Genomic DNA, 15,684 nt, shown 5'->3' on the forward strand with positions numbered 1-15,684 from the left:
ATTTTAAGCCTGCGAATCCACTGGCGGAGGTACCTCGTTCAGCGCCCTCTCAACTACGCTTTGCGCAGTGGCTCCTTCGAAGAGGGCATCGGAGTCCATAATAATCCGGTGCGCCCAAACCGGTACTGCCAGCGTCTTGATATCATCGGGCAACACATAGTGGCGCCCTTGGGAAGCAGCCCACACTTTGGCCATCCGCATCATCCCGATTGTCGCTCGGGTCGAAACCCCCAGGTTCACCGCATCATCCAAGCGGGTAGCTTCCGCGAGTTGCTGCACATACCGAGTAATCTGCCCATCTACATAATTTCGCAAACCTAGCTGTTCCCAGGTAGCGATTTCCTCGGATTCAACTACCGGTTTTAGATCTTTAGATAGATCCGGTTGGGCAGCACCGGACAGGATTTTAATAGCGGTTTCCTGGTCGGGATAGCCTAGGGAAATCTTAATCAGGAAGCGGTCTAGCTGCGCTTCGGGAAGCTTGTAGGTGCCTGCCTGCTCCACCGGGTTTTGGGTGGCGATTACCAGGAACGGCGATCCCACCGGGTGCACCACTCCATCTACGCTTACTTGCCGCTCTTCCATCACCTCTAGCAAGGCAGATTGGGTTTTGGGACTGGCGCGGTTGATTTCGTCTGCGAGGACGATATTGGCGAAAATCGGTCCGGCATGGAAATCCCATTGTTTAGTTTCCTGGTCATAGACGGTTACCCCGGTAATGTCGGTTGGCAGCATGTCCGGCGTGAACTGAATCCGGCTATGGGAGGCATCCACCGAGGCCGCTAACGCCCGCGCCAAGGCGGTTTTCCCAGTTCCGGGCGCATCCTCTAGCAGGACATGTCCGCCTGCTAGAAAAGCTGCTAACACTAGGCGCACCTGGTGCCCTTTACCGAGTATCGCCTGATCAACATTTTCGGCTATCTGCGCGAAACGGGTAGCAAACTCAGCGGCTTCGGCCTGTTTCAGGATCATATTGCGAGCTCCTTTTCAGTTTGCCGGGCAGGTAAATCTTGCCCGCTAAGACTAGTTCTTAGGTATTTATTGCCTCCGAGAGCGTTCAGCGGCACCTGGGAATCTGAATACCGCCAGTAATCGCCGGCTGCGGTTGGGAATACCGGTAGCTCTATTAGGGGTGTCAGGTGCGGCCAGAGCGGTTTTGAAACCGGCATCAACGGGGTCAGCTGATACCAGTTTTGCAGGTAGGACACCGACTCTATCGGCTCATTATCACCGGGGTTCTCGCTACCGGGATCGGGGGTAACCTGCAGGGTAGAAACCTCCACGCTGTTCCTACTCAGCCGGGTTCCTTCCGGAATTAGCTTCAGATCTGCCGTAATTTTCCAGGTCTGCCCCGGTTCTAACTGTTTAAGCGTAATCAACCATCCAGATCCCGCCACCATCTGGGTTTGGTATTGATAGTCAGCGAGAGTTGCTCCCCCCGGTCCTGCCCCGGAAACGGCCAGCTCCAAGGAGCTGCTATCCCAGGTATCCAAGCCGGAAACGTCTACTTTTATCGACGTTCCGGTTTCAGATCTGTTGTTTGTCAGCTCTGTCATGGCGGTAATCTGGGGATTCTCCTGTGCCCCGAGATTAGCTTTTACTGACTTAGATACTCCTTTGTTATATCTAAAATTGCAGGTGTATTCGACTTTCAAACCAGTTCGTGCCCGCGGGTTCGTGAACTGGAAAGTTCCATCGTCTGCTACTGGGTTTCCGTCTACCCTGGTGGCCTTGCAGCTTCCGTCATCTCCGGCAGGAGCCTCCGCCCCCTGCAAATATACTCTGGCCAGTTTAGATCCCGCACGCTCTAAAGTAGCGCTAACTGCACTTTCGTTGAAGGAACCGAAAGTTTCGAATCGGCCAGTTGCCGCCGACCCCGCCTTGGTATTGACCGCGATAACGGTGAAATTATATTCTCCGCCAGGATGGTCTTTAACCTCAAACTTAGTGCCTTTAACTTCCTGGGGACTGCCTCCCGCGACAGTAACCACATAGTGATCGATGGGAGAACCCCCGTTTGTACTGGGCGTTTCCCACGTAAGGGTCGCGGTTCCAGCGGTCTTGCCGACGGTACCTAGCAGATTTGTGGGGGCACCGGGAGTAACCTCTACCTCTATCGCCGGGGAAGCCCCCGAGGGCTTAGAATCTCCCACCCGGTTGGTGGCGACTACGGTAAAGCTATGAGATTTCCCCGGTTCCAAGCCCGGAAAATCTACCAGCGTTGCCCGGGAAGTAACCGTTTTCCCAGAAACCGAATCGGTAACCTTGTAGCTAGTAATAGGAGTGCCGTTAGCGGCAGGGGCGATCCAGCTAATGGTGGCGGTAGTGGACTCGCTGATGGTGGCACTTACTGCGGTAGGAGCATCGGGCACGGACAGAACCCGGATCCGGGCGGTACCGGTTACTTGGCGATCTGGATCGCTACTGGCATCTTGCAAAGTAAAGGAAACCACCAAGTCACCTTTAAAACTTGCTGCCGGGGTTACTTCCAGGTGGGTTCCGGAGGCTGAAGCCTGTCCGGCTCCTTGCACAATGCTAGGTGACCCTACGGTTTTCAAGGGTTTTCCCGGATACGGGTTCGTAGCGTAGCGACTTAAGTCAATGCTGACGCTCTTGCCAGATTCGCCCTCTAAATCAATCGCGGTTACCTGGATCAAGGGACGAGTGGAGCTGACCACTCGCACCGGGATTTTCCCGACGGTAGATCCAGAGCCGTCCTCTACCGTGACTTCGATATAGCCGGCATCTCCCTTTGCTTTACCAGCTTCAGCCGAAACGGAAAGCTGGCTGCCCCTCAACGAGGCCTGAATACCTGTAGGAAGAGCTCCCAGGTGGTAGCGCATTTTCGTGGGATCGTCCCCATCTTCATCGCTAACCATATCCGCCAAGTTGACATTAACCGCGTCTTCACCAGCAGCTACTTCTATGCGTGTAGGGGTAAAAACTGGCGGGCGATTACTGGAAGGTTTCACCTCGATGGGCAGAGTTAAAGAGGCACTCAGGGCGGAGGAATCGTTTGTTTTGCCGTCGCTGACCTGCATTACCAGGGAGGTTTTTCCGAAAAAATCAGGGTTAATACTTACTTGGAAGGAATCATCTCCGGACATTTTTACTCCGCCTGCAAACCCAGCACCCAAGGTAATGGCTTTGGCGGAATGAATATGTGGGGTGCGCGCCTTGCGAGTAATCACATAGGAAGCCAAATCAACAGTTAAAGTCTCGCCGGATTTAGCTTTTATAGGGATAGTATCGGGGTCGATATAGGGTTTTTGTTCGGAAACTCCGGGGACATTAACTATGGCGTTAGCGCTTAACCCGTCCTGGTCAGTGACAGTATAGAGCACTAATTGGCGCTGCGAGGGAGCGGGAATCACTAGCTTTTTGCCCTTGACGGTTACTCCTTTGTGCTCACAACTAACCGTCAACGCCGCCCCATCTCCGTCAGGGTCAATATCATTGGCGAGGACGTCCACTTCGATGGGCTCGCCCACTTTTCTTCCCGCTTCTTTCGCGGTGACGAGGTCATCGGCGGCCTCGGGGGCTTGCAAGGGGGCAAAGGGGTCTACTTGCACGGTGGCAATGGAGGTATCCTGTCCGCCACGTCCATCATCGATGGAATACTCTATCCCGTAAGAATCGGCTTTCTTGGGGGTATTGAGCACAACCGCGTTTTCGCGGGCAGCCACTTGCAGACCATCCCCCGGACTTTGTAACGATTCGGCAATCAGGCTAACCCCGTCACCATCAGGGTCGGTATCGTTAGCAGTCACTGCCACCGCTAGGGCGCGGTTCGGCCGCACTCGCACCTGATCCGGGTTAGCCTGTGGATTTTGGTTAAGCCTGGCAGCGGGAGCTACCCCTACCTGCACCCGGGCGGTTCCTTGTTTACCAAAGCGATCTTCGACGATATAGGTGAAAGTATCGGTCCCAATTTTCCCTGATATTGGCTGGTAGTTGAGCCAACTAGAACCAATATCAACTATCCCCATCTTGGGGGCATCGGCAATCCCCACTAGGGATACGGAATCTCCATCGGGATCGATATTGGTCAGATCTACGGGAATCCGGGTGGCTTGCCCCGAAATTGCGCGCCCGGTGACTACTCGCGGTTCGGGAGCAGAATTATCGGAAGCATTTGCCGGTTTTATCTCTACACTGACCCGCGCACTAGCTTGGTTTTGGTTAGTGTCCCTCACTGTATAGGTGGCGTCATATTTTCCTGTTTTTTTCGCCAGGAAACGTACCTGGTTTCCGGTGACGAAGAATTTTCCAGCTTCCGGTGGAGTGGAGGTGGTTAGTTTCGAGTCTATTTTCAGGGTCAAACCCACCGGGGAACGGTCATTTTCCAGTACATCTACGGTAGCCACATCCCCTACTCGCCCTTTGGCTTCATCTGGTTTCGCGGTCGGGGGCGTAGTTGCCGACTGAGTGGTTACCGGAATAACCGTAACCACCCCTTCGGCGCTTTCCTGCCCATTCGACACTTGGTATTTTAAAGTTTCGGCTTTGGTGAGTCCGCGCGGAGCCGTAATGTTTAGCAGCGAATGATCCATTACGGTTGCTCGCAGGGGCGAGGATGCCCCCACGGTGACCGCCTGGGTTACCAGCACTTCTCCCGCGGGATCAGAATCGTTTGCGAGCACATCGGTCAACACCTGCCCGCCTACCGGCAGCACCGCCATATCGTCTTCTACCACCGGTTTTCCGCGTTTTCCAGAATCAGTAACATCAACTCTGATAACTCCGGTGGCGGTGGCTGGCCCGTCAGAGACCGTATAGGTCAAGTAATAGATCCCTTCTTGATCTGAACGGAAGGAGAGAGTCCCTCCCGCCAAATCCGGGGTGACCTGCGGCCCGGCACGTTCAATATTTACCCCCGCCAGGGTCAAAGGATCACCATTGGCATCGGTATCATTTGCCAAGGGACGAATAGTGATGGTGGTTCCGGCTCTTGCGAACGCAATATCTCCGTTAGCTTCCGGAGGCACGTTTCCAGCGGCACGCACATCCACAATCACGCGCCCTGATATTTCTTGTCGCCCATCGGAGACCAGTACTTTTACTTCTTTTTTCCCAACTCCACTGGCCTGGTTACGGATCACCAAGGTGCCTTCTTGACGGTATTCCACCTGGTTGTCACCGTTAGAGGAAGCGCCTGACAAAAACACCGGGTCTCCATCGGGATCCGAAAATGCGGGGAGCGCGTTGTACTCAACTTGCTTTCCGGATTCAACCACTACCGTGGGTACCCGTTTTTGTATTGGCGCGGAGTTTTGTGGCTCCGGGGTGACCTTCACGGTCACATTGGCGGTAGCGACACCTCCGCGACCGTCCTTCGCCTGGTAGGTAAATTTAATGGTTCCCAAGGCGGCGGCGGGCAGTTCTATGCGCAATGCTGCACCTGCGCGTACGGGTTTTACTTCACCTTGGCTGACTGGGCCTAGCACTTCAGCGGTTAGTAAATCTCCATCGGTATCGGAATCATTCTCCAGCACCGGTAGCGTAGTTATTTTTCCTGGCCGAGCCCCGAACACGTCATCACGAGCCACCGGCGGAGTGTTTTCTTTTTGCCGATCTTTTTGCGCTATCTGTTCGGTTATCTGAGGAGAATCCTCTCGTTCTTCCTCTTTTTTCAACATGGTGGAGATCTCGTCCCAGTTATCTACCAGTTCCATGTTTTTGTCAGCTAACCATATTGCCCCATCAGTGGTGTCATTAAGCACCACGAGGTCGCGGTTCTTGCGAAACACCGGGGTCTTGGCGGTTTTTAGCCGCTCGAGTTCTTGGGTGGGGCGAAAAACTTTTCCCGCGCATTCACGCACAAATTTGCCGCTCCCCGCCCAGGCTCCATACACGCATTGGGCTTTTACTGCTGGCCTGGCCGGTTTACCCGCGCCCCCTCCGGAAGGAATCTCTCGGGTGGATCCGCTATTCAGATCCACTTTTATCAATTTGTCTTGGTCTGCCAGCAGCGCGTAGGGTTTTGCCGGCCCAGATTCTTGCAGCGCCAACTGAGAACCGGCCACTTTTATTCTTTTCCCACTGGGCAGGAAAAGCACCCCTTGGGAACTATCGAGGGCGACCGCTTGTTTGCCAATTCCCGCCACTTGCAACTGGGCATTAACCGGGATTTGCGATAATTCTACCCGTTCATCTTTCCAAAGTTTTCCCTCTTTAGTGACGGTTACCAGTTCTTTCGTGGTTGGTGAGGCTAGGAAGAATGCTCCGGTATCCCCTCCTGCTAGCTGGGCTCCCCGCAGGGAACGCACCGTAGCGTTAGCTCGATTGCGCTCTTGGGATAATAGGTCTTCTCCGCTCCATAGCAGGCCGGCTTCCGGGTCTAGGATCGCCAAGTTTGTCCCCGATTGGGCTATCTGTTGACCTTTCTCCAGGGAAGAGGAAGTCTCTAGGCGCACCTTTTTAGGGTCAATTTTGGCGACTTCGCTGGCGGCCTGGTTCTGGAAATTCACATTCTCCCCCGCCTGAGTGACGTCAAAATCTCCCGCTTTGGATCGCACCGCCCCATCCAGAGTGCGCGCCGGAAAATTAAGGTGTCCCACTAGATGCTGCGATTGATTGGTTACCCAAATTCCGCCATCATTTAGATCCACCTGCGCCCGCGTAATACCGGGGTGCTGCCAGGCGAGGTAGACGATCACTAAGCTCAGGGTAGCTAGTATGGCGATTGCAGCTTTTTGCAAGCGTCCCCGTAGTTTGAGATTGTTTTGTTTCCGGCGCTGGAGTGCGGAATACCCAGTAACTCCGGCATATTGTTGCCACCCGCTACTATTTACAAAACTGCCAGTTTTTCCCTGGTTAGGGCGCGAGGAGCTACCCATGCTCCCTTTTCTTCCCCGCACTCCAGCCACAACCGCGTCCTCTTCACTAGATCGAAGGTTCCCCCGAGCCACCTTGGCATGGCACGCAGATGGGGAACTCACCTGCAGATTAGCAACAATTAATCACTCTACTAAACCTGCCCCCACTTTCAACTGTTTTAAAAAGTTATCCACAGGCATGGTTTGTCAGACCTCTAGGGGATAGTACCGGTGCAGCTTAGGTCTCTCGTACACCTTATCCGCAGATAGATTTTCTGCCGTCCGCTGGTTTGGAAAGTAACCAGGTATTGAGCTCCACTTTCGTTATTCACCGCTCTTTTCGGCAAAGTTACCTGTTGTCCCTCTGTCTGTTTGATTAGGGATTTCGCGGTTTCAACGCTGCCCACCAATTTGGCTGTCTCTGCCTGGTCTTTTCGGCTGAGGGCAGCTGCAATCGCCTGGCTTTGCTGCTCTACTTGCGTACTTGTGGCTTTATCACGCTCGTGACTGTCAAGCCAAGCATTAAGAGTTTTCGCTCCCCCTATAAGACATAGCGCAATTGCAACTATTTCGAGGACAATGATCCCCTGCCAAATGTGGCGCTTACTGGTAGTTTTTCTTAACATTTTTACCTGTCGGCATTCCTGTTTACTGCGCTTTTTTCATAACAATAGAGGAGTTAGCGATCATATGGATACCAAACTATTGAGAGCAACAGTCTCATATTCACCTTGGCGATAAACCTGCCGGTGGCTATTGTTTCACAGCATTTTTCTCCCAGCAAGCATCTCTACCTTTTCAAGGTAGCTCCTGGTCAGCACTTACGATCGCGGCCTTGCATAGCTGAGCAGCACGCCCTCGTAACTTAAAACCTAAACAGCTTAGTCAGGTCGCGTGAATCTATTCGGCAACGAAAAACCTCCCCTTCGTCCTCTAATCTCCCCAGCAAACCCGATCGATTTACGTGCCGGAGGAAACCGCAACGGTTGCGCACCCCTTCCCATTAACATAAAATGAAAGTGTGCTAATAAAGAAAAAAGTTTCCTCCGTTTTTCAGTTTCTAGCCACTCTCGCAACCCTCGCGGTGATTGTGGCGCTAGGGTCAACCAATCCGGCAGCTGCCGAAGGCGTAACCACCTGGGATGACCTGGTAGCTAAAGCCAATTCCCTCACTTCCGGGCAGCATGAGCTGACGGTCAACGGGAATCTCACCTTGGATGATCAGGCAAAACCGCTGGTGGTTTCCAAGGGCGCAGAGCTGACACTGAAGGGGGCGGGCACAGTTACCGGCTCTAACTTACCGGCAGTGGAAGTTAAATCCGGCGGGAAACTGAACCTGGCCGGCCCGTCCTTCACCAAAACGCAGTTCACGGTAAACGGAGACCTAAACTTTAGCGACGGCTCTATTCACGATTCCGATCCTGCCGGCCCGGTCATCTTTGTTAATGGTGGCACTTTCACCATGAGTGGCAAGGCTGACTTTTCCAATAACCTCACGCCAGAGAAAAAGGTAGCTTCCGCTGCCACTCCCGAAGGTGTCGATATCCAAAAACTAGCCCCCATCACCGTCTATAACGGGACGGCCACCATCAATAGTGGCACCATTAAAGGTAATCAAGGCCTCCAGAAAGGTGGAGCTCTGGGAATTTGGGGCAGTGCTGAAAAATCGGCCACCCTTAACGTTAAAGGCGGCGAAATCGCTGAAAACAGCGTTCAGCATTCCAGATTCAACGGATATGGCGGTGCCCTCTTTGGTGAAAACTCAAACGTGAATATCTCGGGCGGAAATATCCACCATAACTTCACCGAGCGCGGAGGCGCACTATATGCCGCAAACAGTACGCTTTCGGTCAGCGGTGTAAACCTACACGACAATCAGGCTAGCCGCGAATACCAAGGTCAAGGCGGTGCCCTCTACTTAAGTGGGTCCAAAACTCTGATTTCGGGCGGTACTTTCAAAAACAACACCGCTTTAGGAAATGGCTATTCTTTCCAAGAGGATGGCCCGGGCGGAGCTATCTACGCAAATGGAGGCAACATAACCATCAATGGTGGATCGTTCACCGGAAATACTGCGGGTTCTTCCGGAGGCGCTATCGCCTTTGGTGGTAAAGCGGAAGCGACTATTAACGCCGCTTATTTCTCGGAAAACAAATCCGAAGGCTTTTACGGCGGAGGCGCCATATACAACGATATTTCCACCAAACTGACCATTAACAATGCGCTGATTCGAAATAATTCCTTCAAGAAATTGATACTGATCGGAGCTGGAAATCACCAACCCAGCGTCCAAGGTGGCGGGATCTGGAACTGTCCCAGTGGCCAAACTCACCTAAATATCACTAAGGGTGCAGCTATTTTCGGAAACAGAACAGCCGATGTGGAGAAGAATAAGGAGTACAAAGGAGCCGGGGATGATTTCGCCAGTGTCACTGAACATTATGCTGGCAAAATCGGAGCTGGTCAGCCGGTTTCCATTAGTCCCCGGATGCTAGGAGGCGGACAGCGCCTCTGGTATCAGGATGGATCTATTTATGGAAAACATCTCGACTGGGATCCTCCGCAGGAGCCTCGCTATAAAGAGGGCGGCGAAAACAAACTGATGCCTTATGACCAGGAAATCAATGAAAATAAGGCATACAAGTCGGTGCCCAGTGAAGACTCAAAGAAGCTCGCCGAAAAACTCGCCCGAGTAATTATCGAAAATAATACTGCTACTGGTGCAGGCATTGTTGGCGGAGGGATTGCGAACAATGGCATGCTCACTTTCGGCAGCCCCGACAGATGGAAGCTCCAGGTTAAGAAGGCTTGGCAAGGCGATGACCCGGAGCAGCGTCCTACGAAGATTAACCTTGATATTCTGGTCGGCAGTCTCCAAGTTGATCAGGTAGAACTGAGTGAAGAAAACAACTGGACGGCCGCGGTCGAGAGCTTCCCCGATCCCGACACCCTGATTGACGCGAAGACCGGTAAGAAACTGCCGATTACCTTCAGAGAACATGACGAAAACGGCAAACAGCTAGACGGCTACCAGCTAGCGGTAACCGACGAGTCCAAAGACGAAGCCAACAAGACCTATACAATTTCGGTGGTCAACAAGATGACCACCGAAGTGGAGGTAGTTAAGAAATGGGCGAACCCGGATGGCACTTGCCCAGATGCCTCTCAAATCGAAGTCCAGCTGCTGACCAACGGGAAAGCGACCGACAAGAAGCTGACGCTAAACGCAGCGAACGCTTGGAAAGGCAAGTTCGAGGATCTGCCGAAGTATGTTGACGGTAAACTCGCGAAATACACTGTTTCCGAGGCAGCGATACAGGGATACAGCAGCGAAGTAACTGGTGACGCCAGCAAGGGATTTACGGTTACCAATACCTGTACGGTTCCTCCGCCCACCACTACTCCGCCTCCGCCACCGGGAGATACTCCTCCTCCCCCGAAGAAGACCCCCCCCACTGCCTCCCACCGGCTCTGGGATTAGCGCGGCGCTAGCGCTGGGGATCTTGGCGCTGGCTAGCGGAGTGGTGCTGGTACGTCGCCGGCTGCAAAACGGCTAAAACTGTTCAGATTCCGGCAGTTATTTATGGGTCAAAAGCCCTAAAGGCGTAGACTGCCGCTATGCCTGCGGAAAGAAGCGACAACGGCGGCTACCGCCGGGAAGATCCCCAATATCGACGCATTGAACTTGCGCTATTTATTGCGGCGTTCGTCAGTTTCGCGCAAATGTACGAAACCCAGGTGTTACTGCCGGAAATCTCGGGTCATTTTCACCTAGATCCCTCCGCGGCATCCCTGACGGTATCTCTTACTACAGCAGGCCTAGCGTTAGCCCTGTTCCTGGTCGGCCCCTCCTCGGAGCGGCTGGGGCGCCGCCCGATCATCCTCACCTCGATTTTGGTAACCTCTCTGGTGGGCATGGCGCTAGGGTTTGCTCCCACCTGGCACCTGCTGCTTGCCGGGCGATTCCTGCAAGGTATAGCGGCGGCAGGTCTACCTGCCGTGGCCACCGCTTACCTGGCCGAGGAAGTACGCGCCCGGGATTTACCAAGGGCGGCAGGGGTCTATATCGCCGGCACTGGCCTGGGCGGTCTTTTGGGGCGGATCCTCAGCGGTATCATCTCCCATTTCCTGCCCTGGCATTGGGTATTAACCGTGATCGGTATCGGCGGTTTCCTACTGTCGCTGCTGGTCTGGTGGCTACTACCCCCACAAGAAAACTTCCACAAGTCTCCCCCAGGGTTAAAAACCTTGATAGCCCACACCAAAGCGGTGTTGAGTGAGCCGGGATTAGCGCTGTTATTCCTGATTGGCGCCTTGACTCTGGGCGCCTACCAGGCGGTTTTCAATATGGTTCCCTACCGTTTCAGCGTCGCCCCCTATCTTTTCCCCGCTTGGATAGTTTCCGGGTTCTTCCTGGTCAACGCCTTCGGTTCCCTGGCTGCCTCGGTGAGCGGCAACCTAGTTGCCCGTTACGGCAGGCGGCGAGTAATGCCCATGGCGGCGCTGCTGACTTTAATCGGCCTGGTACTCACCATTTTTGAAACCCTATGGATCGTGATTCCCGCGCTCATAGTTTTCGCTATCGGGTTCTTCGCAGTCCATGCCACCGCCTCCGGCTGGGTAACTGCCCGCGCCGTGGCGGGAGTGGGCGCTGCCGGACAAGCGGCCTCTGCGTATTCCATTTCTTACTACCTGGGAGGCTCCTGTTTCGGCACCCTAGGAGGTATCGCCTGGTATCACTGGGGTTGGTCAGGTTTAGTCGCCCTCACCGCCACCTTGATTGCCCTGGTAGTGGTGTTCGCCCTGCTCCTGCGGAAAATCCCGCCCCTAGAAAAATCGGGGTACTAAGATTCTTATCGCTCTCTCTATGCGCGGGAGATACCAGACGCAACCTGTGCGGTCTCGGGGCGGCAAAAGCGCTCGGGGACCCCGTTTGCTCGCGAGAGCGAGGAAAGGGAGTTACAGTTGCGGGTTAAATAGGTAGGTTTCCGATTCGGAAAGTAGTGACTACCTGCGTGTCTCTCGCATCTTTTACCGCTCCGAGACAGACCTGCGCGGGGGATATATTTTATCCGAGTGGGCGCGGTGGGCATAAGAAATCGGGGAGAGATCATCTATTCTCTCCCCGATTTCTTGGGCGGGAGGAAAAATATATTCCCCGCGTAGACCAGAGACTACGGCGCGCTTTTACCGCCCCGGGTCTATAGGAAGCATTACCGCTGTTCGCGGCGACGTAGGATTAGGTATCCGCCGGCCAGGCAGACCAGCATAGCGCCCAGCGCCACGCTAACTTGTGCACCGGTCTTTTCTAGCTTCTGCTGCCGGTTACCTGACTTACCCGATTGGTCGGACTGATCATGCTTGTCGGGATTGTCTGGAATATCGGTACCCGGTTTTGGCTCGTTAGCCACATACAGGTAAGCGCCGTCATATTGCTGAGTTTCATCTGTTGGATTTTCCCAAATAGTAAAGCTCAGCGGTTCTTCTAGCAGCTGGTAGCCTTCAGGAGATTTCACTTCTTTCAGCTGGTACTCATACTGATCTTTCTGATTGCTAACCAGTAGCGACCATCCGAGTTTACCCTGGTCACCCTTGATGGTGACTTCCCCATTCTTATCGGTAGTGAACCTGAGGGGCTCCGCTTTTTCCTGGTCATCGCTAAGTTTGCCAACTACCGGTTGTGGTTCACCGTCGATAATCTGGTAGAGCTCAAACTCGGCACCTTCCAGCTGAGTAGTCAGATCACGCGAATCATGCTTGTGAATAGTAATTCCGGGGTTGGGCGCGCTGCCACCGCCAGCCATACGTACGGCTACGGAACCTTCGACCTTTGACTGCTCTTGTCCAACCTCGACCTCATTACCGTAGTTGACCAGGTCTGTGCCGATTACTTTCGCTTTATAGGTGACTACTACTTTCTGTTTGTTCGGCACCTGCATAGTGAGTACCCCGTCCTTATAGACCGGATGATAGTCGAAGTCGGCCGGGGTCATCTCTAAGGTTTCAGGCTGCAGACGCAGATTTGTCATCTGGTCTTTGAAGTTCGCAGTCGGCGCCCCACCAGCAATATCTAGTGCCCCGGGGTTAATAGTAACTTTGAAAGTCGCCTCGTAATTATTGCTGCTGGTAGGCTTATCAGTCAGCTCTTTGGTGAGCGGGCCATACACGTATTCGGCATCCAATGCTTTCGTGGTCACCGGCCCCCAGGTGGCAGTATTGCTCACCTTTAAACCTTCGGGATTCTTATTGATGGCGTCTAGCGCATCCCTACTAACCGGAATTAGCGAGTAATCCAAGTAGTAGACTGATTTCACTTTGCCATCCGAATCCTTCGGTAATTTAGCGGTGTTCATCTCGAAGATTATCTCGCCAGCTTGCTGGTTAATCCTCAGATCCTCTACCCCGGACAAATTAGGCTTCGGGTCGACAGCCAGCTTTAACTGCTGAGCATCAAACTGGTCAGTGATCTTGAAAGAGTCCCCTTTGTACTGATCTAACCCTTCGAGGCGCAGCCGATAGTTGAACACCGGATAGTCAACCCCGCCAATTTCCTTATAGGTAATGTCATTGAAGGTTTTGTGAATACCTTCCGGGTCGGGGGTAGCAGCTGCCGAGGAGGTACGGTCTTTACCATTGGCAGTGGCTTTCACCCGGTTGACGTGCCGGTACAGACTATCGTCACCATCGCGGTAAGCCTTTACCCATTCTGGATCATTATTGGTGGTGAAAGTAAGTTTTAGCGTGCGCTCGATGGGCTTCTGTTGATCGTCTAGTTCATTATTTTCCAGAAGTCCAGTTTCTGTATGCTCTTTATTCTTGAAAAACTCAATGGTAAATCCCTTATCGGGGTTCTCAGGGTCTCGTTCGAACGTATAGTCTTCGTCTCCGATCAAGCCTTCAACCGTGATCTTGGTGTCTTTCAGCTTGTCCTGGAAAGAGGTATCGCCACTCTTGGCTGCCGGCAGAGTATCCGTCAATACTAGGGAGTCATAGCCTTGCGGCACCACATTGATGGCTACCTCCCAAGTAACCTCATCTGGATTAGCGGAAAGAGCTTTCTTTTGAACGTTAAAGACGTGTGGAGGGGTGAGCCCAATGGTGGGGGCAACTACTTCCTCTGGACCATTCGGGTTTTGAGGGGTAGTGCTGGAAGCACCGTTCTTCACCGAAGTCGGCACGATCTGCTTAGTGACATCAACTTCAGTGGTGTAGGTGATTTCGTAACTAGAGTTTTCGGGGTCAGTTTCAGTACCGGGCAACTCATACGACCATTCGTGATCGTTAGCTTTTAGGACTGGGTCTGTCCAGGGAATCTCGCGGGTTTTCTCAATAGAGTTTCCCTCTGCGTCCTCTTTCCCCTTGTTCACCACGATCTTGATACCGTCTCCGGAATACTTCATCATTTCGCGGAACTCTTCAGGAATGGAGTCTTTGACGGTATTGCCCGCTACGTTCAGCTTCGAGTATTTATTTACATTAAGGGTCCAGGACTGCTGGTAGATTCCCGACTTAGGTGCCGTTTCTTCGGCGGAGCCAGCATTCTTGGTGATAGTACCGATCTTTAACTTATGCTCCAGGTTATTAGTGGTCTCTTTGGGGGCAGGAATCTGGTCAGAAAGCACATTGGCTTTGTTCTCGGTTTGAGCTGCGGTTCCTGCCTCGTCGGGGTTAATCTTTGAGTAATCAACGCTGGCTGAGTACTCAATCGTAACCTTCTCCCCATGAGTCATTTTGGGGATAGTCAGCGTAAACCCATTATTCTCAATCTTTAATTCCCTAGGTTTGGGCGCTTTCTTATTCGTGGACTTAATCTTGAAAGCCTTCGGATCGGCATCTAGGTGCAGTGCGGTGTCGTCACCTTGGATCTGGTCAGAAACCACTACATTTTCGTTAGTATCGATAGAGGTAACTGTCAGGGTGTAGAACACTTTACCGGCAGAAAAATCATGTCGTGCACTCTTGGTGATAGACAAATCGGGATCATTTGAAATCAGTACGTCCATGTGGATGCCATCGTTTAGATCAATCTTGGTGGCATCTTTTGCAAACTTAACATCCAGGGTGACATAGAACTTTGCCTGCTGGGACTCAGTCAACTTCGGATGATTCGCTAGTTTTACATGGATCTTATTATCTTTCGTTACCTTAAAGGTATTGCCGGTGACGGTTTCACCTTGAGCAAGGATGGAGAAGTCAATCGGTTTTTCGATGGGGACAGCCTGCAGGGTGGTAGGCAATTCATAGACGAGTTCAGTACCGCTGGGTATTTGCCATTCATCACCGGGTTTCTCGGCGAATCCTAGTTGCAACTGGTAAGGAGTATCCGGGTGGACGATATATTTCCCTTCGGCATTTTTTGTCAGCTCTGCGCCACCGTAGGACAGTTTTGCGTCCTCAGTTAGGAACTTGGTGAGGTCAAAACCCGCCTCTGGAGCCCGCACGGGCACGGAACCACCCGGTTCTTGCGCGGGGTCAGCTTGCGGCGCAGGATCCACAGGATCGGTGTTTTCATCCGGTAAGGACGCAGGAACATCGGCTGGATCTGGCGCCGCAGAGTCCGTAGGATCGCTAGTCGTCTGCACGGGGGCAGGAGCTGCCTGGTCACCTGGTTGGGCGTAACTAACTCCGATATGCGGGCCAAACGCAAAAACCAGAGTAATGGCCAGTAAAGGCAGTAATAATTTTAAGACACGATGTTTACGATTTTGCCCCATTGCGCGAGTGGAACCCGATTTCATGATTATCTCTCCCTGAGTTAATGCGGCCATTTCCCCTGCTCACAGTGATTAAGCCTCATTAATTATCTTCTCACATACCACCCTACTATATACCTTCTACCTTTGGAAATACAGAAATAATTTTTATT

The 15,684-nt window shown here is 52.8% G+C and carries 6 protein-coding genes; 2 read left to right on the forward strand and 4 right to left on the reverse strand.

The window, feature by feature from the left end:
* Positions 1 to 3 precede the first annotated feature (3 nt).
* The 3 genes from E6072_RS02850 to E6072_RS02860 form a co-directional block, all read right to left on the reverse strand.
* The gene (locus E6072_RS02850) at positions 4 to 972 is read right to left on the reverse strand and encodes a MoxR family ATPase (RefSeq protein ID WP_316693585.1); all 969 of its coding nucleotides are present in this window, start codon (positions 970 to 972) and stop codon (positions 4 to 6) included.
* Positions 969 to 6,839, reverse strand: coding sequence for an Ig-like domain-containing protein (locus E6072_RS02855; protein ID WP_316693586.1), 5,871 nt, complete (start codon positions 6,837 to 6,839; stop codon positions 969 to 971). The genes E6072_RS02850 and E6072_RS02855 overlap by 4 nt, the downstream gene beginning before the upstream one ends.
* Before the next feature lie 194 nt (positions 6,840 to 7,033).
* Positions 7,034 to 7,444 (reverse strand): hypothetical protein, encoded by a 411-nt coding sequence (locus tag E6072_RS02860; RefSeq protein WP_316693587.1) that lies wholly within the window; start codon positions 7,442 to 7,444, stop codon positions 7,034 to 7,036.
* A 395-nt stretch (positions 7,445 to 7,839) separates the two neighbouring features.
* Between E6072_RS02860 and E6072_RS02865 the strand changes: the two genes are divergently transcribed.
* Both E6072_RS02865 and E6072_RS02870 read left to right on the forward strand, forming a co-directional pair.
* Positions 7,840 to 10,299 carry a Cna B-type domain-containing protein gene (locus E6072_RS02865; protein ID WP_316693589.1) on the forward strand — a complete coding sequence of 820 codons (2,460 nt, stop codon included), beginning with the start codon at positions 7,840 to 7,842 and terminating at the stop codon, positions 10,297 to 10,299.
* A gap of 137 nt (positions 10,300 to 10,436) precedes the next feature.
* Entirely contained in the window at positions 10,437 to 11,666 is a 1,230-nt protein-coding gene (locus E6072_RS02870) for an MFS transporter (RefSeq protein WP_316693591.1), read from the forward strand.
* Between the two features lie 365 nt (positions 11,667 to 12,031).
* Here E6072_RS02870 and E6072_RS02875 read toward each other — a convergent pair whose 3' ends face one another.
* Positions 12,032 to 15,586, reverse strand: a complete 3,555-nt coding sequence (locus tag E6072_RS02875) for a SpaA isopeptide-forming pilin-related protein (protein WP_316693593.1) — start codon at positions 15,584 to 15,586, stop codon at positions 12,032 to 12,034.
* Between the last annotated feature and the right edge of the window lie 98 nt (positions 15,587 to 15,684).

It is taken from the genome of Varibaculum cambriense, assembly GCF_032557235.1.
Lineage (GTDB): Bacteria > Actinomycetota > Actinomycetes > Actinomycetales > Actinomycetaceae > Varibaculum > Varibaculum cambriense_C.